Annotated in this window: 22 protein-coding genes, 1 pseudogene and 1 riboswitch; of the genes and pseudogenes, 12 read left to right on the plus strand and 11 right to left on the minus strand. The window is 73.0% G+C overall.

The genetic code is table 11. From position 1 onward, the window contains the following. Nucleotides 1-4 precede the first annotated feature (4 nt). Nucleotides 5-796, minus strand: coding sequence for an ABC transporter ATP-binding protein (locus ACFY30_RS33325; protein ID WP_390657276.1), 792 nt, complete (start codon nt 794-796; stop codon nt 5-7). Between the two features lie 119 nt (nt 797-915). On the opposite strand from ACFY30_RS33325, the gene ACFY30_RS33330 reads away from it, so the two are divergent. Next, nucleotides 916-1,203 carry a toxin-antitoxin system HicB family antitoxin gene (locus ACFY30_RS33330; protein WP_390848871.1) on the plus strand — a complete coding sequence of 96 codons (288 nt, stop codon included), beginning with the start codon at nt 916-918 and terminating at the stop codon, nt 1,201-1,203. A gap of 4 nt (nt 1,204-1,207) precedes the next feature. Continuing rightward, entirely contained in the window at nt 1,208-1,582 is a 375-nt protein-coding gene (locus tag ACFY30_RS33335) for a fic family toxin-antitoxin system, toxin component (protein ID WP_390657278.1), read from the plus strand. On the opposite strand, the gene ACFY30_RS33340 is transcribed toward ACFY30_RS33335, so the two are convergent. Beyond that, nucleotides 1,577-2,254: a class I SAM-dependent methyltransferase gene (locus ACFY30_RS33340; protein ID WP_390848872.1), complete on the minus strand. Its 678-nt coding sequence runs from the start codon at nt 2,252-2,254 to the stop codon at nt 1,577-1,579. The genes ACFY30_RS33335 and ACFY30_RS33340 overlap by 6 nt on opposite strands. Before the next feature lie 82 nt (nt 2,255-2,336). After that, nucleotides 2,337-3,023 carry an esterase/lipase family protein gene (locus tag ACFY30_RS33345; protein WP_390848873.1) on the minus strand — a complete coding sequence of 229 codons (687 nt, stop codon included), beginning with the start codon at nt 3,021-3,023 and terminating at the stop codon, nt 2,337-2,339. 118 nt (nt 3,024-3,141) lie between these two features. Between ACFY30_RS33345 and ACFY30_RS33350 the strand changes: the two genes are divergently transcribed. Both ACFY30_RS33350 and ACFY30_RS33355 read left to right on the plus strand, forming a co-directional pair. Then, the gene (locus ACFY30_RS33350) at nt 3,142-5,652 is read left to right on the plus strand and encodes a LuxR C-terminal-related transcriptional regulator (RefSeq protein ID WP_390848917.1); all 2,511 of its coding nucleotides are present in this window, start codon (nt 3,142-3,144) and stop codon (nt 5,650-5,652) included. A 183-nt stretch (nt 5,653-5,835) separates the two neighbouring features. Then, nucleotides 5,836-6,027, plus strand: a pseudogene (locus tag ACFY30_RS33355) (helix-turn-helix domain-containing protein); the annotation flags it as partial. 96 nt (nt 6,028-6,123) lie between these two features. Here ACFY30_RS33355 and bioD read toward each other — a convergent pair. From bioD to bioB, 3 genes are read right to left on the minus strand one after another with little or no spacing between them, the layout of a single operon-like run. Then, nucleotides 6,124-6,840, minus strand: coding sequence for a dethiobiotin synthase (gene bioD, locus ACFY30_RS33360; protein WP_390848919.1), 717 nt, complete (start codon nt 6,838-6,840; stop codon nt 6,124-6,126). Between the two features lie 2 nt (nt 6,841-6,842). Beyond that, the gene (locus ACFY30_RS33365) at nt 6,843-8,123 is read right to left on the minus strand and encodes an adenosylmethionine--8-amino-7-oxononanoate transaminase (RefSeq protein ID WP_390848874.1); all 1,281 of its coding nucleotides are present in this window, start codon (nt 8,121-8,123) and stop codon (nt 6,843-6,845) included. After that, on the minus strand, nt 8,116-9,342 hold the full coding sequence (bioB, locus tag ACFY30_RS33370; protein WP_390848875.1) for a biotin synthase BioB: 1,227 nt from the start codon (nt 9,340-9,342) through the stop codon (nt 8,116-8,118). Before bioB ends, ACFY30_RS33365 begins: the two co-directional genes overlap by 8 nt. Before the next feature lie 148 nt (nt 9,343-9,490). Between bioB and ACFY30_RS33375 the strand changes: the two genes are divergently transcribed. Next, entirely contained in the window at nt 9,491-10,618 is a 1,128-nt protein-coding gene (locus tag ACFY30_RS33375) for an 8-amino-7-oxononanoate synthase (RefSeq protein ID WP_390848876.1), read from the plus strand. Between the two features lie 74 nt (nt 10,619-10,692). On the opposite strand, the gene ACFY30_RS33380 is transcribed toward ACFY30_RS33375, so the two are convergent. Both ACFY30_RS33380 and ACFY30_RS33385 read right to left on the minus strand, forming a co-directional pair. Beyond that, nucleotides 10,693-10,926, minus strand: coding sequence for a DUF397 domain-containing protein (locus ACFY30_RS33380; protein ID WP_390848877.1), 234 nt, complete (start codon nt 10,924-10,926; stop codon nt 10,693-10,695). Nucleotides 10,927-10,935: 9 nt separating this feature from the next. Then, nucleotides 10,936-11,796: a helix-turn-helix domain-containing protein gene (locus tag ACFY30_RS33385; protein ID WP_390848878.1), complete on the minus strand. Its 861-nt coding sequence runs from the start codon at nt 11,794-11,796 to the stop codon at nt 10,936-10,938. Between the two features lie 211 nt (nt 11,797-12,007). On the opposite strand from ACFY30_RS33385, the gene ACFY30_RS33390 reads away from it, so the two are divergent. After that, on the plus strand, nt 12,008-12,487 hold the full coding sequence (locus ACFY30_RS33390; protein WP_390848879.1) for an ATP-binding protein: 480 nt from the start codon (nt 12,008-12,010) through the stop codon (nt 12,485-12,487). A 44-nt stretch (nt 12,488-12,531) separates the two neighbouring features. Here ACFY30_RS33390 and ACFY30_RS33395 read toward each other — a convergent pair whose 3' ends face one another. The 3 genes from ACFY30_RS33395 to ACFY30_RS33405 form a co-directional block, all read right to left on the minus strand. Then, nucleotides 12,532-13,005, minus strand: coding sequence for a C40 family peptidase (locus tag ACFY30_RS33395; RefSeq protein ID WP_390848880.1), 474 nt, complete (start codon nt 13,003-13,005; stop codon nt 12,532-12,534). 3 nt (nt 13,006-13,008) lie between these two features. Beyond that, nucleotides 13,009-13,195: riboswitch (cyclic di-AMP (ydaO/yuaA leader) on the minus strand. A gap of 372 nt (nt 13,196-13,567) precedes the next feature. Next, a complete protein-coding gene (locus ACFY30_RS33400; RefSeq protein WP_390823273.1) occupies nt 13,568-13,873 on the minus strand; it encodes a hypothetical protein in 306 nt (101 codons plus the stop codon). Between the two features lie 7 nt (nt 13,874-13,880). Then, nucleotides 13,881-14,516: an ATP-dependent Clp protease proteolytic subunit gene (locus ACFY30_RS33405; protein WP_390848881.1), complete on the minus strand. Its 636-nt coding sequence runs from the start codon at nt 14,514-14,516 to the stop codon at nt 13,881-13,883. 73 nt (nt 14,517-14,589) lie between these two features. Between ACFY30_RS33405 and ACFY30_RS33410 the strand changes: the two genes are divergently transcribed. The 6 genes from ACFY30_RS33410 (at nt 14,590) to ureG (ending at nt 19,271) form a co-directional block, all read left to right on the plus strand. Continuing rightward, a complete protein-coding gene (locus tag ACFY30_RS33410) occupies nt 14,590-14,916 on the plus strand; it encodes a type II toxin-antitoxin system Phd/YefM family antitoxin (protein ID WP_390848882.1) in 327 nt (108 codons plus the stop codon). Nucleotides 14,917-15,157: 241 nt separating this feature from the next. Further along, the gene (locus ACFY30_RS33415) at nt 15,158-15,460 is read left to right on the plus strand and encodes an urease subunit gamma (RefSeq protein ID WP_010355509.1); all 303 of its coding nucleotides are present in this window, start codon (nt 15,158-15,160) and stop codon (nt 15,458-15,460) included. A gap of 15 nt (nt 15,461-15,475) precedes the next feature. Beyond that, nucleotides 15,476-15,787, plus strand: a complete 312-nt coding sequence (locus ACFY30_RS33420; protein WP_390657291.1) for an urease subunit beta — start codon at nt 15,476-15,478, stop codon at nt 15,785-15,787. Continuing rightward, the gene (locus tag ACFY30_RS33425; RefSeq protein ID WP_390848883.1) at nt 15,780-17,501 is read left to right on the plus strand and encodes an urease subunit alpha; all 1,722 of its coding nucleotides are present in this window, start codon (nt 15,780-15,782) and stop codon (nt 17,499-17,501) included. Before ACFY30_RS33420 ends, ACFY30_RS33425 begins: the two co-directional genes overlap by 8 nt. A gap of 13 nt (nt 17,502-17,514) precedes the next feature. Continuing rightward, nucleotides 17,515-18,189, plus strand: a complete 675-nt coding sequence (locus ACFY30_RS33430; protein ID WP_390848884.1) for an urease accessory protein UreF — start codon at nt 17,515-17,517, stop codon at nt 18,187-18,189. Nucleotides 18,190-18,593: 404 nt separating this feature from the next. Next, nucleotides 18,594-19,271, plus strand: a complete 678-nt coding sequence (ureG, locus tag ACFY30_RS33435) for an urease accessory protein UreG (RefSeq protein ID WP_390657294.1) — start codon at nt 18,594-18,596, stop codon at nt 19,269-19,271. Nucleotide 19,272 lies beyond the last annotated feature (1 nt).

Below are 19,272 nucleotides of genomic sequence, written 5' to 3' on the forward strand. Positions count from 1 at the left end.
CTGGTCAGTCCTCCTCGGGGGTGCCGTCGCCGACCGGGGCACGACCGACGTCGAACCGCTTCATGCGTTCGAGCACGGCCTCCGCCGTGGGCCGCTCCATCTCGTCCACGATCCGGCCGTCCGCCAGGAAGAGCACCAGGTCGGAGTGGGCGGCGGCGCCCGGGTCGTGGGTGACCATGACGACCGTCTGGCCGAGGTCGTCCACCGCCCGGCGCAGGAACGCGAGGACCTCCAGGCCGGCCCGTGAGTCCAGGTTGCCGGTCGGCTCGTCCGCGAAGATCAGCTCGGGGCGGGAGACGAGCGCCCGGGCGCAGGCCACCCGCTGCTGCTGACCGCCGGAGAGCTGGGCCGGCCGGTGCCGGAGCCGCTCCCGCAGCCCCAGCGTGTCGATCACCTGGTCCAGCCACTTCTGATCGGGCTTGCGGCCCGCGATGTCCATGGGCAGGGTGATGTTCTCGGCCGCGTTCAGCGTCGGGATCAGGTTGAACGACTGGAACATGAAGCCGATCCGGTCCCGCCGCAGCCGGGTCAGCTCCCGGTCCTTCAGCCCTGTGATCTCCGTGTCGCCGAGCCACACCTGACCGGCCGACACGGTGTCCAGGCCGGCCAGACAGTGCATCAGGGTGGATTTTCCGGACCCCGAGGGCCCCATGACCGCGGTGAAGCGGCCACGCGCGATGTTCACGTCCACCGAGTCCAGGGCCAGCACCGTGGTCTCGCCGGAGCCGTACGCCTTGGTCAGACCGTGGGCACGGGCCGCGATCCCGTCGGGGGTGGACAAGGCCGCTGTGGACAAGACTGCCTCCTCGCTCGCGTCGACGTGCCGAGACTAGTGTGACCCGCTCCACGCCGGTATCGCTTTTCCGTTCCGGCGCGCCCTTGCCGTTGCTAGCATCCCGGCGCTAGCGTCGAGGTATGGCGAAGACCCAGCTGAACGTACGCGTCGACGAGGGCACGGCCCGGGCCGCCCGCGAGCGCGCCACGGCCCGCGGCATGAGCGTCAACCGCTACATCGAAGAGCTGGTCAGACAGGACGCCGGGGAAGTGGGCCACACCTTCGTGGAGGCCGCGGCCGACTTCATGAAGCAGTACGAGAACGTCTTCGCGGAGGAATTCGGCGCGGACCGCGAGGGCGCGGTACGCGAGGGCCCCGCGCGCGAAGGCGCGGTACGTGAGGGCGGCACGCGCGAAGGTCGCCGCTGATCCCTTGAGCGACCTCCGGATCGACCTCGCCTGGCTCCTCATGCTCGCCGAACAGAAGACCCCGGGTGACCCCCAGGTCACCGACTGGGGTGCCCTGGTCGCCGCCGTGGCGCGCCACCAGGCGGAGATATTCGACGTGCCCGTCTACGACGACCCGCAGGCCCGCGCCGCCGCCCTGCTCCAACTCCTCATCCACGTCCCCGCGCTGGAGCGCTCCAACGCCCTCTTCGCCTGCGCGGTCGCCTACGCCTACCTCGTCGCCAGCGGTCTGAAGGTGGCCACCTCGCCCGAACAGGTGCGGGATCTGGCGAAGCTGGTCAAGAGCGGCGAGGCGACGGTGTTCGACATCGCCCGGGAACTGCGCCAGTGGAGCCTATGAGGGTCTGCGGGCCGAACCGAGGACACAGAAGGAGAAGGGGAGTCTCGGCCCCTTCTCCGGCAGCGACATCCGCCGGTACGGGCCGAGTTCGAACCCGGCGTCGCGCAGCGCCCCGACCGTGTCGCGGGTGAGGTGACAGCCGCCGGCGAGGGACGGCCAGACCGTACGGTCCAGCGCGCGCTGGGCGGCGAGCATCGCCCGGCCGCCGCCCGGGCCGTGCTCGAAGAACCGCAGCTCGCCGCCGGGCCGCAGCACGCGCCGCAGCTCGGCGAGCGCGCGCGGCACGTCCCGCACACTGCACAGCACCAGGGAGACCACCGCCGCGTCGAAGGCCTCGCTCTTCACCGGCAGCGCCTCCGCCATGCCCGGTACGACGTCGACGGGCACCTCGGCGCGCAGGGCCGCCTCCTGCGCCGAGCGCCGCATCCGGCGCTCGGGCTCGATCGCCACGACCTCCGAGACGGCACCCGGATAGTGCGCGAAGTTCAGTCCGTTCCCCGCGCCGATCTCGATGACCCGGCCGGAGAGCCCGGCGAGCAGCCGGTCCCGCACACCGGCGAGACCGGCCCGGGTCTCCGCGGCCGTACCGAGCAGGGTGTAGCAGCGGGCGAACAGCGGATGGTGGACGGGATCACCGGGCACCCGGCCGGAGCCGGCGGACCGAATCGGCATGACGACCTCCCGGGCAGGACGGGCCTACCGGGATTCTCCCCCGCCCGGACCCGCCGCATCCCCGCCGCCGCTCACGGACGCGTCACCGGATGAAGTCGCGCACCTGCTGGTACACACCGAGGTCGTTGTTCATCTCGTTGTGCGAGATGCACCCGACGCCGACATTGGTGGCCCCGCTCAGCAGGGCCGAGGAGTCCGGGTCGATGGCGGCGTCGCAGTTCGACCAGTAGGTCGCGTAGTTCACGCCGCCCGGCGTCTCGTCACCGGAGTTGAGCGCGGTGAGGAACGAGCTGCCGGTGACCATCTCGGCACAGGAGGTGTACAGCCAGCTGCACCAGGAGGCGACCGACGTGCCGTGGTTGACGCCCGCGACGGAGACGAAGTCGTCCACGGAGGACGTGCCGCCGAGGTTCTTGAGGTAGTAGCGGGCACTGAGGGCACCCATGGAGTGCACGACCACGTCGACCTTGCTCGCGCCGGTTCTCGCCAGCACGTTCTTGATCTCGGTGGCCAGCTGCGAGGCGGTCGTGACGTTCGACTGGGTCCAGCTGTACGACCACGCGTCCAGCTCGGCGGACGTGTACCCGTCGGCCTTGAAGTCGGCGACCCAGTCGTCCCAGCTGCTGGAGTCGCTGCTGAGACCGTGCACGAAGACGACCGGGTCGTGGGTCGCGGCGTGGGCTGTGGGGGCGGAGAACGACAGTGACAGAAGGAGCGAAGAGGCCGCGGCCGTGATGACCGCGGCGATGCGACGCTTGCGGCGCTGCATGATGCCTCCTGAAACGGGTGGGGTTGCCAGGAGTGTCCGGCCGGGTCTACGCGCGCCGCATCGGTGAAATCGCCGGTCTTTACGGTTCAAGTAACTCGCCAGTAACGTCAGTTGCGTGGTGACTCGAGTGAACCCCCCACGTGCCGACCGCACTTCGCCATCGCCACCCCCGGACGCGTGGCAGCGCCCGGCCTCCTCGCTGCCCGAGGGCGTCCGGGTGCGGGTGCTGCGCCTCGTATACGGCGATCAGCGCGCCGCCGCCGAACTGGCGGCGCGGCTCACCGACCGGCAGGCGGCCGGACTCGACCCGCTGCCGACCCACCCCGCCGAGCTGGCCCCCGGCCTCCTGCATGGCTACCGCGCCGAGATCCGCGCCCTGCCCGACGACACCCGGCTCCTCCTGCTGCTCGCCGCCGCCGACCAGTACCCGGTGGCCACCCACGCCTTCCTGCGCGCCGTCGCCGCCGCCCGCCTGGACACCCGGTCGCTGGAGACCGCCGAGGCGGCCGGGCTCGCGTACGCCACGGCGGGCGGGGTCGGCTTCCGTGACGCCTGGACGCGGATCGCCGCGTACGAGACGGCCGCGCCGGCCGACCGGCGCGACGCCCACCGGCTGCTGGCCCGCGTCCTGCACGACGACACCGAGCTGCCGCGCCGCTCCTGGCACCGCGGCGCCGGCGCCCTCGGCCCCAGCGGGCGGCTCGCCGCGGAGCTCACGGCGGCGGCCGAGCGGGCCCGCCGGGCCGCCGACCCGGCCCTCGCCTGCGCCCTCACCGAACGCGCCGCCGCGCTCAGCACGGACTCCCGTGAACAGTCCCGCCTCCTCGCCCGCGCGGCGGCCGACGCCTGGAACTCCGGCGAGGCCGACCGCTCCCGCGCCCTCGCCGCCCGCACCGACGTCGACGCCCTGAGCGGCGTCCTCGCCCTGCGCACCGGCCAGGCGGGGGAGGCGTTCGACGCACTGCTGGCGGGAGCGGTACGGGCAAGTGGCCCTGCCGACATGTCGACCCCCGCCGCCACCACCCCGCCGGCCCACCCAGACACACCGCCCGTCCGTCACCCTGCCGCGCCCGAGCCTTCCGGCTCGGCGTCCGCGCGTCCTCCGGCCCCGCCCGAGCCGCCTGGCCCGGCGCCCGTCCGTCCTCCGGCCCCGCCTGACCCTTCCGGCCCGGCGCCCGTCCGTCCTCCGGCCCCGCCCGAGCCGCCTGGCCCGGCGACCGTCCGTCCCCCGGTCGCGCCCGAGCCTTCCGGCCCGACGTCCGCCCGTCACCCGGCCCCGCCCGAGCCCGCCGGTCCGGTGACCGTCGGCCGTGCCGTCCCGCCCTCCCCTCCCGTTGTCGAACTCCTCCTCGCCCGTGCCACCGAAGCCGCCGTCTACACGGGTGACCTGCGGCGATGCCGGGAAGCTGTGCGTGTGGCGCGGCGGTTGGGGGTCGCGCCTCCGGGAGTGCTCGCCGGGGTCGCCGCCGCCGTCGACGGGCGGTACGGAGACGCCCGCGACCTGCTGGAGGCGACCGCCGGGCGGTGCGGGCCGGGCGGCGACCCCACCCTCCTCCTGCACGCCGGCATCGCCGCCCTGATGCTCGGCGACCACACCCGCGCCGCCACCGCCACCGTCCGCGCGGCGGCCGCCGCCCGGGCCCGCGGCCTTACCGCGACTGCCTCCCAGGCGATGGAGTTCCGCGCCTACACCGACTTCTGGACCGGCCGCCCACGCGCCGCCGAGACCGCCGCGCTGGACGCGCTACGGCAGGCGTACGCCACCGGACAGGACAACGGCGCCTGCCATCTGCAGGCCGCTCTCGCGATGTTCGCCGCCCTCACCGGCGACGGCGACCTGTGCCGGGAGCGTGCGGCGGCGGCCCGGTCCTACGCCCTCGCGCACGGGCTCGGTCTGCCCGCCGCCCTCGCCCAGTGGGCGCTCGCCTTCCTCGACCTCGGCGCCGGACGCTACGCCGCCGCCGCGGCCCGGCTGCGTGCCCTCGCCGCCCTCGGCCCGGGACACGGCCACCGGGCCGTCCGCCACCTGGCCACCCCGCACTACGTCGAGGCCGCCGTGCGCGCCGGCGACACCCGGATGGCCCGGGCCGCGCACGCCGACTACGACCGCTGGGCCCGCGCCGTCCGCAGCCCCGACGACCTCGCCCTCAGCGCCCGCTGCCGGGCCCTGCTCACCCCGGGCGCCGACGCGGTGGAGCACTACCGCACCGCCCTGGACCTGCACGCCGACGGCACCCGCGCCTTCGAACGCGCCCGTACGGAACTGCTGTTCGGCAGCGCCCTGCGCCGACTGCGCCGACGCGCGGAAGCCCGCGACCGGCTGCACAGCGCCCGCGAGGCCTTCGAGTCCTTCGGCGCCCCGCACTGCGCCGAGACCGCCCGCGCCGAACTCCGTGCCCTCGGCGCCCCCGCCACTCCCGCACACGGCACCGACACCCCCACCACCCGTCTGACCGCCCAGCAGCTCATGGTCGCCCGCATGGCCGCCGAGGGCGCCACGAACCGCGAGATCGCCACCCGCCTCGCCCTCAGCCCCCGCACCATCGACCACCACCTGCGCGGCGTCTTCACCCGCCTCGGCATCCGCTCCCGCATCGAACTGGTCCGGCTGCTGGCCGAGGCGGACTAGTGGCCTGAGTCGGAGATTCGTCGTTGGTTCGGTATGAGTCGTCCGGGTCCGAGGATTCCGCCGTTGTCGGTGGCCGATGCCCAGCGGGCCGTGCTGGAGGGCTGGGTGCGTCGCCGCAGGACGGCTCAGGCGCGGGCCCAGCGGTCGCGGATCGTGCTGGAGTGCGCCGACGGGCACTCGATCATGGAAGTGTCACGCCGGCTGCGGGTCACTCCGGACACGGTCCGCACCTGGCGCAGGCGCTTCCTCGAACGGGGCCTGGACGGCCTGTCCGACGAGCCGCGGCCCGGCGTCCCCTGGAAGATCACCGACGCGGACGTCGAGCGGGTCATCGTCAAGACACTCGAGGAGAAGCCGAAGAACGCCACCCACTGGTCGACCAGGTCGATGGCGGCGGCCACGGGCATGTCGCAGTCCGCGGTCTCGCGGATCTGGCGGGCGTTCGCACTGGCGCCGCACCAGGACGGGCGTTCAGGACGCCGACGCCTCCCGGAACGCCTCCGCCTCCCACGTCCCGTCCAGTCGCGGCGCCAGCCAACCCGGTGCCGCCGTACGGAAGTCGGCGGGCGTCAGCGCACCCGCGCCCATCGGCAGGGCCCCCAGCAGCGGGGCGCCGGCGACATCCGGCAGGTCCGTGACGTTGCACCGCATCGCCAGATCGGGGGAGTCGGGCCAGCCGCCGATGACGACACCCAGCAACTCCACACCGCGCGACCGCAGTTCACGGGCCGTCAGTTCCGTGGTGTTCAGCGTGCCGAGTCCCGCCGAGGCCACCACCAGCACCGGCGCCCGCAGCGCCTGGGCCGCGTCGGCCAGCGTCCCGCCCGCCTCGTCGAACCGTACGAGCAGCCCGCCCGCCCCCTCGACGAGCACCAGATCGTGCCCGGCGGCCAGTTTCCGCGCCGCCTCCACCACGTCCTGCGGCCGCACCGGCGGCAGACCCGCCCGCCGGGCCGCCGTCGCCGGGGCCAGCGGTTCGGGATAGCGGGCGGTCTCGGCCGCCGTCACCGCACCCGCGAGCCGCGCGACCTCGTCCGCGTCCCCGCGCTCGTCCTCGGCGACGCCCGTCTGCGCGGCCTTCAGGACGGCCACCGAGCGGCCCGCCGCGAGCGCGGAGGCGGCGACGGCCGCCGTGGTCACGGTCTTGCCGACCTCCGTGCCCGTCCCCGTGATCACCAGGATCGGCATGCTCATCCCTCCCGCGCCGCCGCGCACACCGCGCGGGCGATCCGTGCCACGTCCGCGTCACCCGTGACGTACGGCGGCATCGTGTAGACCAGGTCGCGGAACGGCCGCAGCCAGACACCTTCCCGCACGGCCGCCTCCGTGGCGGCCTTCATGTCCACGGCGTGATCGAGCTGCACCACCCCGATGGCCCCGAGCACACGGACGTCCCGCACGCCGGGGAGCCCGGCGGCCGGCGCCAGCCCCTCCCGCAGCCCCGCCTCGATCCGCTTGATCTCGGCGAGCCAGTCCTGACCGAGCAGCAGCTCGACCGAGGCGCAGGCGACGGCGGCGGCCAGCGGGTTGCCCATGAACGTCGGGCCGTGGGCCAGCACCGGCACCTCGCCCCGCGAGATCCCGTCGGCCACCCGCGCGGTGCACAGCGTCGCGGCCATCGTCAGGTATCCGCCGGTCAGCGCCTTGCCCACGCACATCACGTCCGGCGTCACCGCGGCGTGCCCCGCCGCGAACAGCGCACCCGTGCGCCCGAACCCGGTCGCGATCTCGTCGAACACCAGCAGCACGTCGTGCGCGTCGCACGCCTCGCGCAGCACCCGCAGATACGCGGGGGAGTGGAACCGCATCCCGCCCGCGCCCTGCACCACCGGCTCCACGATCACCGCGGCCAGTTCGTCCGCGTGCCGCTCGATCGCGGCACGCAGCCGCTCGGCGTACTCCTCCTCGTACTCCACGGGAGGCGGGTCCACGAAGACCTGACGGGGTAGCACCCCGGTCCACAGGTCGTGCATCCCGCCCTCGGGGTCGCACACGGACATCGGCTGCCAGGTGTCGCCGTGATAGCCGCCGCGCCAGGTCAGCAGGCGCCGCTTGGCGGGGCGGCCGAGCGAGCGCCAGTACTGCAGGCACATCTTCACCGCGACCTCGACCGACACCGAACCGGAGTCGGCGAGGAAGACGTGCTCCAGCCCGTCAGGCGAGATGTCGACAAGGAGCTTCGCCAGCCGTACGGCGGGCTCGTGCGTCAGCCCGCCGAACATCACATGGCTCATCCGCCCCAGCTGCTCGCGCGCGGCCTCGTTCAGCACCGGGTGGTTGTAGCCGTGGATCGCCGACCACCAGGACGACATGCCGTCGACCAGCTCGCCGGACCCGTCCGCCAGGCGCAGCCGCACCCCGCTCGCCGACTCCACGACGAGCGGGTCGGCCCGGCCGGGCATCGGACCGTACGGATGCCAGACGTGCCGTCGGTCCAGCTCCAGCAGCTCGGGGACGGGCAGCTCAGGCATTGGGCGCGAGGTCGGTACCGGCGCCTCGGCGGCGTACGGCGACCAGGTCCGTACGGGGCTCGTTGCCCGCGAGCGCGGCAGCGGCGGCGGACGCGGTCCCGCACACCCCGCCCCCCTCGTGCGACCCGCAGCCCGCGGCACCGTCCGAAGGGGACCCGCACCCCGACCCGCAGCCGGCCTCGGCGTGGGAGCCGCAGCCGCCCCCGCCCGCGGCGACCCGGTGCTCCGGCAGCGTGACCTCGCCCGCGCCCTCCACCTCGAAGCCCGCGTCCGCGATCATCTCCAGGTCGGCCTTGCCGGCCTGCCCCTCGGTCGTGAGGTAGTCGCCGAGGAAGATGGAGTTGGCCAGGTGCAGGGCCAGCGGCTGCATGGTGCGCAGATGGACCTCGCGGCCGCCCGCGATGCGCACCTCGATGTCGGGGCAGACGAACCGGACCATCGCCAGGATGCGCAGACAGCGCTGCGGGGTGAGGTTCCACTCCTTGGCCAGCGGCGTGCCCTCGACCGGGATGAGGAAGTTGACCGGCACCGAGTCCGGGTCCAGCCCGCGCAGCGAGAAGACCACGTCCACCAGGTCCTCGTCCGTCTCGCCCATGCCCGCGATCAGGCCCGAGCAGGCCGACAGGCCCGCCGCGTGCGCCTTCTGGACCGTGTCCACCCGGTCGGCGTACGTGTGGGTGGTCGTGATGTCCCCGTACGTCGACTCGGACGTGTTGAGGTTGTGGTTGTAGGCGTCCGCGCCCGCCTCGCGCAGCCGTTCGGCCTGGCCGTCGGAGAGCAGGCCCAGACAGGCGCACACCTCGACGCCCTCGTTCTGGTCCTTGATGGCCTTGATCGTGTCCGAGACCCGGTCCACGTCCCGGTCCGTCGGGCCGCGCCCGGACGCCACCAGGCAGACCCGCTTGGCCCCGCCCGCGAGCCCGGCCGCCGCGGCCCTGGACGCCTCGTCCGGCTTCAGCCAGGTGTACTTCAGGATCCCGGCCTCGGAGCCGAGCCGCTGGGAGCAGTACGAACAGTCCTCGGGGCACAGCCCCGACTTGAGGTTGACGAGGTAGTTGAGTTTCACCCGTCGGCCGAACCAGTGCCGGCGCACCTTTCCGGCCGCGGCCACCACGTCCAGCACGTCGTCGTCGGAAGTGGCGAGGACGGCCAGCGCTTCCTCGCGGGTCGGCAGCTCGCGCCGAAGCCCCTTGTCCACCAGCGTGTTCAGCAGGTCCATGAGAGCCGATCCTGTCCTACCGACCCGCCTCGGGCCAAGGTAGGGATCACACAACACACCCGGTTCGACGTGTGGGTATTGCCACACCGTGGGTAGCGGTTCATGCCGCTAGTGTCTGTCCGCTACCTACAAAAGCCCCGGAGGACCCATGGCGTTCGGCTGGATCGACGAACAGGCGGAACTGCGCCGCCGGGCCGGACTCGTACGGACGCTGCGGCCCCGCCCGGCCGACTCCGCGCTGCTCGACCTCGCCAGCAACGACTACCTGGGCCTGTCCCGCCACCCCGAGGTCCAGGAGGGCGCCGCGGCGGCCGCACGGGCCTGGGGCGGCGGCGCGACCGGCTCCCGGCTGGTCACCGGCACCACCGAGCTGCACACCGAGCTGGAGCGGGAGCTGGCCGACTTCTGCGGGGCGGAGGCGGCCCTCGTCTTCTCCTCCGGGTACGCCGCCAATCTGGCCGCGGTCACCGCGCTGGCCCCGCACGGCTCCCTGATCGTCTCCGACGCGGGCAACCACGCCTCGCTCATCGACGGCTGCCGGCTGGCCCGCGGCACCACCCAGGTCGTCCCGCACGCCGACCCGGACGCCGTGCGCAAGGCCCTCGGCACCCACGACGGCCCCGCGGTGGCCGTCTCCGACACGGTCTTCTCGGTCGACGGCGACGCCGCCCCGCTGGCCGGCCTCGCGGCCGCCTGCCGGGAGCACGGCGCCGGGCTGGTGGTGGACGACGCGCACGGCCTCGGCGTGCTCGGGAACGGCGGGCAGGGCGCCCCGTACGCGGCGGGTCTCGCCGGTGCCGAGGACGTCGTCGTCACGGTGACGCTGTCGAAGTCCCTCGGCAGTCAGGGCGGCGCCGTGCTGGGGCCCGCGCGGGTGATCGAGCATCTGGTCAACGCGGCCCGGACGTTCATCTTCGACACCGGTCTGGCCCCGGCGGCGGCGGGCGCGGCGCTGGCGGCGCTGAGGCTGCTGCGCCGGGAGCCGCAGCGGGCGGCACGCGCGCGTGCGGTGGCGGCCGAGCTGCACTCCCGGCTGACGGCCGCGGGCCTGGAGGCGGTACGTCCGGACGCCGCGGTCGTCTCCGTGCGGGCGCCGTCCCCGGAGGGGGCCGTGCGGTGGGCGGCGGACTGCCGGTCGGCAGGCCTGGCCGTGGGCTGCTTCCGTCCTCCCTCCGTGCCCGACGGCATCTCGCGCCTCAGGCTGACCGCCCGTGCGGACCTCTCCGGGGCCGAGCTGGAACGCGCTGTACGGGTCATCGGGGAGACACGACCATGAGTCGGCGTGACACGGCCGTGAGCCGCCCCTGTCGGCGGATGGCGGGGATCGTGCGTCGGTGACCGACGCGGTGATCAGCGGAACGCGGCCGTGAAACCCGACCAGCTCTCGGGGGAGAAGAGCAGGGCGGGCCCGGACGGGTCCTTGGAGTCGCGTACGGCGAGCAGTCCGGCCCAGGGCCCGGAGGCCGGCCGGGCCGTCTCCACGCAGTTGTTGGCTCCCGTGCTGTAGCTGCTGCGCAGCCACCGCACCCGCGGGAGAGCGTGGGGATCGGTGCTGCGAGGTACGTTCCGAGGCAGTGCTGACATGGTGCCTCCCTACGCGCCGTCAGCTGTCGCGGCGATGTAATCCAGTGATTCCTCGGGCGAAAGGGCATGGACCCGAAGGGCGTTGAAGGCCTCGGTGTAGGCCTCGAGGTCTTCTTTCCGTTCGAGATAGAGGCTACTCGTCATGTGGTCGAGAACAACCACATCCAGATCAGAACCGCTCGGAAATGAGAAGATAACGAAAGGTCCGGTTACCCCGATATGGGCACCGGCCGAGAACGGCAATACCTGCAGCCGTACGTGGGGGAGCCGCGCCGCCTCCCTCAGCCGTCCGAGCTGACGGGCCATGACCTCCGGGCCGCCCACCTCCCGCCGCAGCACCGCCTCGTCCAGCACCGCGCTCAGCAGGAGCGGCGGCTCCCTGCGCAGCACGTCCTGACGGGCGATCCGCACCTCCACCAGCGTGTCGAGCTGCTCCTCGTCCGCCCCCTCCACCGCCGCCCGGGTCACCGCGCGCGCGTACTCGGGCGTCTGGAGCAGCCCCGGGACGACGGTCGTCTCCAGGGTGCGCATCGCGCCGGCCTGCGACTCCAGGCTGATGAAGTCCCGGTAGGCGGCCGGCAGCACCCCGCGGTAGGCGTGCCACCAGTGCTCCCGGCCGCCGCTCTCCTCCGAGCCGGCCAAGGCCAGCATCAGCGACCGCAGATGCGGGTCGGTCACTTGGTAGGCGTCGAGAAGCAACCGCACATCGGCCGGTTTCGTACCACTGGTGCCGGTCTCTATACGGCTCACCTTGGACTGGTGCCATCCGACGAGCCGGGCCGCCTCGCCGCTCGTGAGCCCCGCCCGGGCGCGCAGACTGCGCAGCTCGGCGCCCAGCTTCCGGCGGCGCACCGCAGGGCCGTGCTGCATGAGCTCCTCCTTATTCCTGACGTGCCGTCCAGAATGTTCGACCGTGGCAGAGTTCACCGCATCGGGCGACAGATATATGCATATCCCGGTGGATCGCCACCGGGACCGGCGCGGTAATGGCAGTCTGGCGAAGAAGCACCGGTCCGGGACCGTACTCGAACCATCCGCAGCGTGTCGGACTCCGGTCCGGTGGGAAAGGGACGAGGTCGCCATGGCAGACCATCTGGAAGCATCCGTCACTCTGCCGAGCGATCCCGCCTCGGTCTCCGCCGCCCGCGGTTTCGTGGCCGGCACTCTCGGCGAGTGGGGTCTGCCGGCGGACAGCGAGGCGGCCGACACCATCCGGCTGATCGTCTCGGAACTCGCCACCAACGCCGTACAGCACACCTTCGGGCTGTCACCCACCTTCACGGTGGACCTCGTCCTCGACCGTGACGAGCGCCTGTACGTCGGCGTGACCGACAGCCACCCGCGCCTGCCCAAACGACTGCCGGCCGCCGTCCAGCAGGACAACGGCCGAGGTCTGGTGATCATTCGCTGGCTGACCGCCGAATGCGGCGGCAAGCTCAGAGTCCGCCCCACGCGCGAGGGCGGCAAGACGGTCGCGGTGGAGCTGCCCTGGACCGTCCCGGCGGAGCCGGCCGTGGAAGCCGTGGCGATCCCGCCGGCCGGCGAACTCCCGGGGCGTTGACGGCGCGTCAGGACGCCGCCACCGCCCCGGAAGGACGACGAGGGTCAGCGGACCCGGCCGTACCAGACGCTCTTGGTCCAGATCTTCTGCAGCTTCACCACGTCTCCCGTCTTGGGCGAGTGCCAGATCTTGCCCTTACCGGCGTAGATGCCGACGTGGTACACGTTCGACCCCGAGTGGAAGAACACCAGGTCGCCGGCCTTGCGGCTGGCGGCAGAGATGTGGCGGGTCTTGTTGTACTGCTGTGCCGCCGTGCGCGGCAGCGTCTTGCCCGCCTTCTTGAACGAGTACAGCGTGAGACCCGAGCAGTCGAACCTCTTCGGCCCGGTCGCCCCGTACTTGTACGGAGAGCCCTTCTTGGACGCCGCGACCTGCAGTGCCTTGGTCGCCGGTGTGGCAGCCGCCGCGTCGGAGGCGACACCGGGGATCACGATCGAGCCACCGACGGCGGCGATGGCGAAGGCAGAGGCCGTACCGGCCCTGGCCATGAGCGACGGGACACGATTGAGCGCAGTCATGCGCAACCCTTCGTCAACCGCCTGTGAAGGATGACCTGTCGGATTCGGGCTGACAAAGGTGCCCGGCCGCTCGCGCGGCTTCACCCCAAGGGTTGCTCGGTCCGGCGTCTCCCTGCGGAGGCGACGTTCCGGCGACCCGTCGTGCTTGGGTCCTCCACTCCTGCCGATGCACTTCTGTCGACCGGTCAATCCGGGCAGCGGCAGGACTCGGCGTCCGCCCGGACCGCCCCGCCGCTTGTGGCGGGGACTTGTCGTCAGACAGGGATCTTGACTCACCGTTGACCAAAAATCCCAATGGAACCGTGGATTTGTGGGGTTACTCACCACTCACCCGTTCGGGTGGACACCCTGATGGACGCTCAGGTGTCAAGGCCGCCAAAAGCCCTCCGACCTGCGGCGCTACCCCTTGTGCGGCTCCGGGAAACGGCGCTTTCGGCAACTCGCGCGCGCTCGCGAGGGGAGCCGCCGCTCCGCCGAACGGGGGTAATCCGTCTGGTGCGTTTCGGGTCCGGCCCGGACGTCGCGCTCGTGACGCGGCCGTGCCGGGCCGGACGGCCGTGGGTCAACTGTCGGAGAGCGGAGGCACCGTGACACGCGCCGTACGGCGCTCCCCGTCCAGGACGCGCAGCGCCCGCGCGAGGGTCGGCGCGGACAGCTCGCTCTCGCCCCGCTGGTGCATCAGCGCCAGCGCGTCACGCAGCTCCGCCGCCCTCGCCACCAGCGCCTGGGCGGCCCGCAGACCGCGGTACGTGTCGCCGTGGCGGGCGGGATTGATCCGCCCGAGCAGGTCCACCACGTCCAGGTATCGGTCGATCAGCTCGGCCTCGGCGCGGGTCAGCGCGGGCAGCGGCGGCAGCTCGGGGACCATCGGGCGCTCACCTCGCGCCCGGCGCGCCGGCCGCGCCCCTGCGGCTCGGGACGACCCCGTCCACCAGGCCGTACTCCACCGCCTGAGGTGCGGTCAGGATCAGGTCCCGTTCGATGTCCTCGGTCACCCGTTCGGGGGTGCGTCCGGTGTGCCGTACGAGCATCTCCTCCAGGAGGTCGCGGGTGCGGGCCAGTTCCTCCGCCTGGATGGCCAGATCGGAGGTCTGCCCCTCCACCGGCTCGGGCAGGGCCGGCTGCCGGATCACCATCCGGGCGCCGGGCAGCGCGAACCGCTTGCCCGGCGTGCCCGCCGCCAGCAGGACCGCCGCCGAGGAGCCGGCCTGGCCGAGGCAGGTCGTCTCCACGTCGCAGGTGACGTACCGGAGCGTGTCGTAGATCGCCGTCATCGCGCTGAACGAGCCGCCGGGGGAGTTGATGTACAGCGCGATGTCCCGGTCCGGGTCCTTGTGCTCCAGGTACATGAACTGGGCCATCACGTCGTTCGCCGAGGTGTCGTCGACGGGCGTTCCCAGGAAGACGATCCGCTCCTCCAGCAGCTTCGAGTAGGGATCCATCGTCCGGTGCCCGAAGCTCGTGCGCTCGGTGAACTCGGGCAGGACATGGCGGGCGGACGGTCGGGTCATGGGAGAACCCCTCCTTCTGCGTCGGCGCATCTGTAAAAAATGTACAGGACGTACGTGACGTTAGAATGGGGTCATGGCCTACGAGATTCCGGTGACACAAGCCAGGGCTGAACTCGCCGACCTGATCAACCGGGTGGTGTACGGCGGTGAGCGCGTCGTCGTGACGCGGCACGGCAAGCCCCTGGTCGCCCTCGTCTCCGCCGCCGACCTGGAACGACTCGACGAACTCGACCGGCCGGCCGAGGAGCAGGTGATCAGCTCGGTCTCCGCCGTGCGCGAGGTCGGTTCCGCTCCTCGCGAACGCCGGCGGTTCGGCATCGCGGCGGAACACCGGGGAGGCGCCGCGGCGGACCACCGAGGGGGTGCCGCGGCGGAACACCGGGGGACCGGCCCGTCGTAGACACCGCGGGAGGCGGGGCTCCCGGCCGTCACCCGCGTGGCGCGGCATCCGCCGTCCGGGTGACGGCCCGCGCGCGTGGACGTGCATGCCGGGGTGCGGCCGCACGCCTGATGGATCACGGCTTGGTTAACGTGCTCGAAATGCGCTCCAACTAGCCTGCCCCTCCACGCCACCAGGGGTTTTCCTCGTGGCCGCGGCAACCGGGCCCCGCACGGTCCGGAGCGAGGATGTGAGGTGGGACGTGCAACTGACCCCGCACGAGCAGGAGAGGCTGCTGATCCATGTCGCGGCCGACGTCGCCGAGAAGCGCCGGGCCCGCGGGCTGAAGCTCAACCACCCCGAGGCCGTGGCCCTGATCACCTCGCACATCCTGGAGGGCGCGCGGGACGGGCGTACCGTCGCCGAACTCATGGCGTCCGGCCGCAAGCTGCTCACCCGCGACGACGTCATGGAGGGCATCCCCGAGATGATCCACGACGTCCAGGTCGAGGCCACCTTCCCCGACGGCACCAAGCTCGTCACCGTCCACGACCCGATCGTCTGAGGGGGGGGGACCGCCATGATTCCCGGAGAGATCCTCTTCGCCGAGGACCCGATCGTCTACAACGAGGGCCGCGAGGTCACCCGGCTCACCGTCCTCAACGCCGCCGACCGGCCCGTCCAGGTCGGCTCCCACTACCACTTCGCCGAGGCCAACCCCGGTCTGGAGTTCGACCGCGCGGCGGCGCGCGGACAGCGGCTGAACGTCGCCGCCGGCACCGCCGTGCGCTTCGAGCCCGGGATCCCCGTCGACGTGGAACTCGTCCCGCTCACCGGCGCGCGGATCGTGCCCGGGCTGCGCGGGGAGACCGGAGGTGCCCTCGATGCCTGAGATCTCTCGTCCCGCGTACGCCGACCTGTTCGGCCCGACCACCGGGGACCGGATCCGGCTGGCCGACACCGACCTGCTGATCGAGATCGAGGAGGACCGTTCCGGCGGTCCCGGGCTCGCCGGTGACGAGGCGGTCTTCGGCGGCGGGAAGGTCATCCGGGAGTCCATGGGCCAGGCGCGTGCTACGCGCGCAGACGGCACGCCCGACACCGTCATCACCGGTGCCGTCATCGTCGACCACTGGGGGATCGTCAAGGCGGACGTGGGCATCCGCGACGGGCGGATCACCGCGATCGGCAAGGCGGGCAACCCCGACACCATGGACGGCGTCCACCCCGACCTGGTCCTCGGCCCGGAGACCGAGGTCATCGCCGGCAACGGGCGGATCCTGACGGCCGGTGCGGTCGACGCGCACGTCCACTTCATCTGCCCCCAGATCGCCGACGAGGCGCTGTCCGCCGGGGTCACCACCCTGGTCGGCGGGGGCACCGGTCCTGCCGAGGGCTCCAAGGCCACGACGGTGACGCCGGGCCCCTGGCACCTCGCCCGCATGCTGGAGGCGATGGAGCAGTACCCGCTGAACATCGGTTTCCTCGGCAAGGGCAACACCGTCTCGCACGAGGCGATGCTGTCCCAGATCCGGGGCGGGGCGCTGGGCCTGAAGCTGCACGAGGACTGGGGCTCCACGCCCGCCGTGATCGACGCGGCCCTGACGGTGGCGGAGCGGACGGGCATCCAGGTCGCCATCCACACGGACACCCTGAACGAGGCCGGATTCGTCGGCGACACGCTCGCCGCGATCGCCGGGCGGGGTATCCACGCGTACCACACCGAGGGCGCGGGCGGCGGGCACGCGCCGGACATCATGACCGTCGTCTCCGAGCCGCACGTGCTGCCCAGCTCGACCAACCCCACGCGGCCGTACACCGTCAACACCGCCGAGGAACACCTCGACATGCTGATGGTGTGCCACCACCTCAACCCGGCGGTCCCGGAGGACCTGGCCTTCGCCGAGTCGCGGATCCGCCCGTCCACGATCGGCGCGGAGGACATCCTGCACGACCTCGGCGCCATCTCGATCATCTCCTCCGACGCACAGGCCATGGGCCGGGTCGGAGAGGTCGTCCTGCGGACCTGGCAGACCGCGCACGTCATGAAGCGGCGGCGGGGCGCACTGCCCGGGGACGGGCGCGCGGACAACCACCGGGTACGGCGCTATGTCGCCAAGTACACGATCAACCCGGCACTGGCACAGGGACTGGCGCGGGAGATCGGCTCCGTCGAGACGGGCAAGCTCGCCGACCTCGTCCTGTGGGAGCCTGCGTTCTTCGGCGTCAAACCGCACCTCGTCATCAAGGGCGGCCAGATCGCGTACGCCCAGATGGGTGATGCGAACGCCTCGATCCCGACCCCGCAGCCGATCCTGCCGCGTCCGATGTACGGCGCGATCGGGCGGGCCCCGGCCTCGAACTCGTTCAACTTCGTCGCACCGCTGGCGATCGAGGACGGGCTGCCGGAGCGGCTGCAGCTGGGCAAGAGGTTCGTCGCCATCGAGTCCACGCGGGGGGTCACCAAGGCGGACATGCGGGAGAACGACGCCCGGCCGCACGTGCGGGTCGACCCCGACAGTTTCGCCGTGCACATCGACGGGGAACTGGTCGAGGCGGCGCCGGCCGCCGAACTGCCCATGGCCCAGCGCTACTTCCTGTTCTGATGGGCGGGTCGTGATGGGCAGGGCGGCACTGCTGGTCCTCGCCGACGGACGCTTCCCCGCCGGAGGGCACGCGCACTCCGGCGGAGCGGAGGAAGCCGTCAGGGCGGGGCGGATCACCGGGGCGGCGAGCCTGGAGGCGTTCTGCCGGGGGCGGCTGCACACGGCGGGGCTGGTGGCAGCGGGGCTCGCCGCGGCGGCAGCCGCCGGGGCGGACCCGGCGGAGCTCGACGCGGCGGCGGACGCCCGCACACCGTCGCCGGCGCTGCGGCTGGCCGCGCGGAAACTGGGGCGCCAGCTGATGCGGGCCGCTCGGGCGACCTGGCCGAGCGCCGAACTGGACGCACTGGCACGCGAGTTCCCGAAGGGGGCGCACCAGCCGGTGGTGCTCGGGCTGGCGGCGCGGGCGGCCGGGCTGGGGCCCGAGGACGCGGCGTACTGCGCGGTCTACGAGAGCGTGAGCGGGCCGGCCACCGCCGTGGTGCGGTTGCTCAGCCTCGACCCCTTCGAGGCTACGGCGGTACTGGCGCGGTTGGCGCCGGAGCTGGACCGGGTGGTCGACCGGGCGGTGTCGGCGGGGGCGGCGGTGCGGTCCGCCGGTGTCGACGTGCTGCCGGCGGCGTCGGCGCCGTTGCTGGAGATCGGGGCGGAGGCGCATGCGGCGTGGCCGGTACGTCTGTTCGCCTCGTAGGGGCTCTGCCCCTGGACCCGGGGGTCTTGCCCACCCGCCCGCCCGGCTCGGTGGGCCGGGAGGTTCCCGTCTTCGGGGCTCCGCCCCGTGCCCCGGCGGGGGCTGCGCCCCCTGCACCCCGGTTTGCCCACCCGCCCGCCCGGCTCGGTGGGCTGGGAGGTTCCCGTCTTCGGGGCTCCGCCCCGGGCCCCACGCGGGGGCTGCGCCCCCTGCACCCCGCCGGGGCTGCACCCCCGCCCCTCCCGAGGGTCCCCCCCCCCGCCTCCCGGGGGTCCCCCCCGCCCCTCCCGGGGCTCCCCCGCCCCCGGGGCATCCCAAGTTCCTCAACCCCACCCGCCCCACCCGCTCTCAACCGTCTGACGAACCTCCCCCAGCCCCCCTCTCCCCCCAACCGGAGCCGCCCCATGCATCTCGATCACTCTCATCAGGGACCCGCCGCGGTCAGTGCCGATGTTCGTCGTGGGGACGGGGGGCGGCGGGCCCTGCGGATCGGGCTCGGGGGGCCCGTGGGGTCCGGGAAGACCGCCACCGTGGCGGCGCTCTGCCGGGTGCTGCGCGACGAGTTGTCGCTTGCGGTGGTGACCAACGACATCTACACCCGCGAGGACGCCGAATTCCTCCTGCGGGAGGCCGTGTTGCCGCCGGAGCGGATCACCGCGGTGGAGACCGGGGCCTGCCCGCACACCGCCATCCGGGACGACATCTCCGCCAATCTCGAGGCGGTGGAGGACCTGGAGGACGCGGTCGGGCCGCTCGACCTCGTGCTCGTCGAGTCCGGTGGGGACAACCTCACCGCCACCTTCTCCAAGGGGCTCGTCGACGCGCAGATCTTCGTGATCGACGTGGCGGGCGGGGACGACATCCCGCGCAAGGGCGGCCCCGGGGTCACCACCGCCGACCTGCTGGTCGTCAACAAGACCGACCTCGCTCCGTACGTCGGGTCCGACCTCGCCAGGATGGCCGCCGACGCCAAGGCTCAGCGCGCCGAACTGCCGGTCGTGTTCCAGTCGTTGAGGAGCGAGGCCGGGGTCGCGGACGTCGCGGCCTGGGTGCGGGCGCAGCTCGCCGGCTGGACGGCGTGAC

It is taken from the genome of Streptomyces sp. NPDC000345, assembly GCF_042898825.1.
In the GTDB taxonomy this organism is placed as follows: Bacteria; Actinomycetota; Actinomycetes; order Streptomycetales; family Streptomycetaceae; genus Streptomyces.

What these genes read in the sequence shown, in the direction of transcription:
- ACFY30_RS33330 (WP_390848871.1), top strand. Translation starts at nt 916, where the DNA reads ATGGCGAAGACCCAGCTGAACGTACGCGTCGACGAGGGCACGGCCCGG.
- ACFY30_RS33340 (WP_390848872.1), bottom strand. Translation starts at nt 2,254, where the DNA reads ATGCCGATTCGGTCCGCCGGCTCCGGCCGGGTGCCCGGTGATCCCGTC.
- ACFY30_RS33345 (WP_390848873.1), bottom strand. Translation starts at nt 3,023, where the DNA reads ATGCAGCGCCGCAAGCGTCGCATCGCCGCGGTCATCACGGCCGCGGCC.
- bioD (WP_390848919.1), bottom strand. Translation starts at nt 6,840, where the DNA reads ATGCCGATCCTGGTGATCACGGGGACGGGCACGGAGGTCGGCAAGACC.
- ACFY30_RS33365 (WP_390848874.1), bottom strand. Translation starts at nt 8,123, where the DNA reads ATGCCTGAGCTGCCCGTCCCCGAGCTGCTGGAGCTGGACCGACGGCAC.
- bioB (WP_390848875.1), bottom strand. Translation starts at nt 9,342, where the DNA reads ATGGACCTGCTGAACACGCTGGTGGACAAGGGGCTTCGGCGCGAGCTG.
- ACFY30_RS33375 (WP_390848876.1), top strand. Translation starts at nt 9,491, where the DNA reads ATGGCGTTCGGCTGGATCGACGAACAGGCGGAACTGCGCCGCCGGGCC.
- ACFY30_RS33380 (WP_390848877.1), bottom strand. Translation starts at nt 10,926, where the DNA reads ATGTCAGCACTGCCTCGGAACGTACCTCGCAGCACCGATCCCCACGCT.
- ACFY30_RS33385 (WP_390848878.1), bottom strand. Translation starts at nt 11,796, where the DNA reads ATGCAGCACGGCCCTGCGGTGCGCCGCCGGAAGCTGGGCGCCGAGCTG.
- ACFY30_RS33390 (WP_390848879.1), top strand. Translation starts at nt 12,008, where the DNA reads ATGGCAGACCATCTGGAAGCATCCGTCACTCTGCCGAGCGATCCCGCC.
- ACFY30_RS33395 (WP_390848880.1), bottom strand. Translation starts at nt 13,005, where the DNA reads ATGACTGCGCTCAATCGTGTCCCGTCGCTCATGGCCAGGGCCGGTACG.
- ACFY30_RS33400 (WP_390823273.1), bottom strand. Translation starts at nt 13,873, where the DNA reads ATGGTCCCCGAGCTGCCGCCGCTGCCCGCGCTGACCCGCGCCGAGGCC.
- ACFY30_RS33405 (WP_390848881.1), bottom strand. Translation starts at nt 14,516, where the DNA reads ATGACCCGACCGTCCGCCCGCCATGTCCTGCCCGAGTTCACCGAGCGC.
- ACFY30_RS33410 (WP_390848882.1), top strand. Translation starts at nt 14,590, where the DNA reads ATGGCCTACGAGATTCCGGTGACACAAGCCAGGGCTGAACTCGCCGAC.
- ACFY30_RS33420 (WP_390657291.1), top strand. Translation starts at nt 15,476, where the DNA reads ATGATTCCCGGAGAGATCCTCTTCGCCGAGGACCCGATCGTCTACAAC.
- ACFY30_RS33425 (WP_390848883.1), top strand. Translation starts at nt 15,780, where the DNA reads ATGCCTGAGATCTCTCGTCCCGCGTACGCCGACCTGTTCGGCCCGACC.
- ACFY30_RS33430 (WP_390848884.1), top strand. Translation starts at nt 17,515, where the DNA reads ATGGGCAGGGCGGCACTGCTGGTCCTCGCCGACGGACGCTTCCCCGCC.
- ureG (WP_390657294.1), top strand. Translation starts at nt 18,594, where the DNA reads ATGCATCTCGATCACTCTCATCAGGGACCCGCCGCGGTCAGTGCCGAT.